Origin of the sequence: Rhizobium tibeticum (assembly GCF_900110205.1) — a bacterium.
Lineage (GTDB): Bacteria > Pseudomonadota > Alphaproteobacteria > Rhizobiales > Rhizobiaceae > Rhizobium > Rhizobium tibeticum.
In genome coordinates this window covers 1-1,412 of sequence record NZ_FOCV01000150.1, presented here as the reverse complement: position 1 = coordinate 1,412, position 1,412 = coordinate 1, and the positions used below count along the sequence as shown (strand labels likewise).

General features: G+C 55.2%; 2 protein-coding genes. Both read left to right on the top strand.

Annotated features, from left to right (window positions below):
* The first annotated feature begins 63 nt into the window (after positions 1–63).
* Positions 64–399, top strand: coding sequence for a helix-turn-helix domain-containing protein (locus tag BSG20_RS35335; RefSeq protein WP_143147637.1), 336 nt, complete (start codon positions 64–66; stop codon positions 397–399).
* A 360-nt stretch (positions 400–759) separates the two neighbouring features.
* On the top strand, positions 760–1,412 hold a 653-nt coding region (locus tag BSG20_RS35330), incomplete at its 3' end, for an IS5 family transposase (protein WP_143147636.1).

The window sequence follows — 1,412 nt, the reverse complement described above, 5'->3', positions numbered from 1 at the left end:
GGAATGCGTGATTGGGCGCACCGGTTTTGATTAGCGCTCGTTGGTATAAGTGAGCAAGGTAGCGTGACCATTATGACTGCTCACAATTCCAAGATAGAAGTGCTGTCCGGCTCGGAGCGCCGCCACCAGTTGACGGCCGAAAAGCTTGCAATCTACAGAGACATTGAAATCAGACGCAACGGGAGCATGTTGCTTCGGCGTTATGGCATCCAAACGAACCAATTGTTCACCTGGCGCATGCTTGCAGCTCAGGAAATACTGACCGCAACAGCATCGCAGGAGAGTTATCCGAATCCGACTATCGAGCATCTTCAGAACCAGGTCGAGGAACTACAGCGCCCGCTCGGCAAGAAGACGATCGAAGGCGAAATTCTCAATGGCCCAAAAAAGCTTTGTTAAGTTCGATGTCACTCGAACCAATAACGCGGAGGGTCTCCAAGCAACGTCCTCGCAAGCTCGTAGGCGGTGAGATGCCGCTATTCGGTTATTGCGGTGTTCGCGATATTATGCGCCCAAATGCCCGAAGTGACGGCCGTTCCTGGGGAAACGTCAAACGCGTCTATCGATGCCGTCGCAACGGCCAGATAGTGAATTGGCCAAGCAGATACTTCAACTGAATGCTCCTAACGGCCTGCGGGGGGAGAACCGTGGATAGTCGGCAAACCGTCAATTGAAGACCTAACAGGCTGTTGAAAAAGAGGCCTGGCGTGGAGGCTGTGGTCGTGATTCACTGACTTTGTCGAGATTCGGAGTTGATGGATGCGCGGCGGCGATGTGAGGACGGGGCAACTCTTCAGCTATGTCGATCTGGAGGATCATGTTCGTCGTGATCATCCGCTGCGGGCCATCCGGCAGATCGTGAACGACGCGCTCGTTTTGCTGGAACGGGAGTTTGCAGCGCTTTATTCACCGATCGGGCGGCCATCGATCGCGCCTGAGAAGCTTCTGCGCGCCATGCTTTTGCAAGCCTTCTATTCGATCCGTTCCGAGCGGCTTTTGATGGAGCGGCTGGAATACGACCTTCTGTTCCGCTGGTTCGTCGACATTGGCATTGACGATCCAGCCTGGGACCATTCGGTGTTTTCGAAGAACCGCGACCGGTTGCTCGAAGGCGACATCGCCGCGAAGTTCCTGGGTGCGATCCTGGCGCAGCCCAAGGTAAAGCGGCTGCTGTCAACGGACCACTTCTCTGTCGATGGCACGCTGATCGAAGCCTGGGCATCGATGAAGAGCTTCAAGCCGAAGAACGGCTCGGGCGAACTACCATCGGATGGCGGCGGTCGGAATGTGGAAGCAGACTTCCATGGCGAAAGGCGTTCCAACGAGACGCATGCTTCAACGACCGACCCAGATGCAAGACTTTATAAGAAGGGTAAAGGCAAGAAGGCCAAGCTGTGCTTCATGGGCCACGG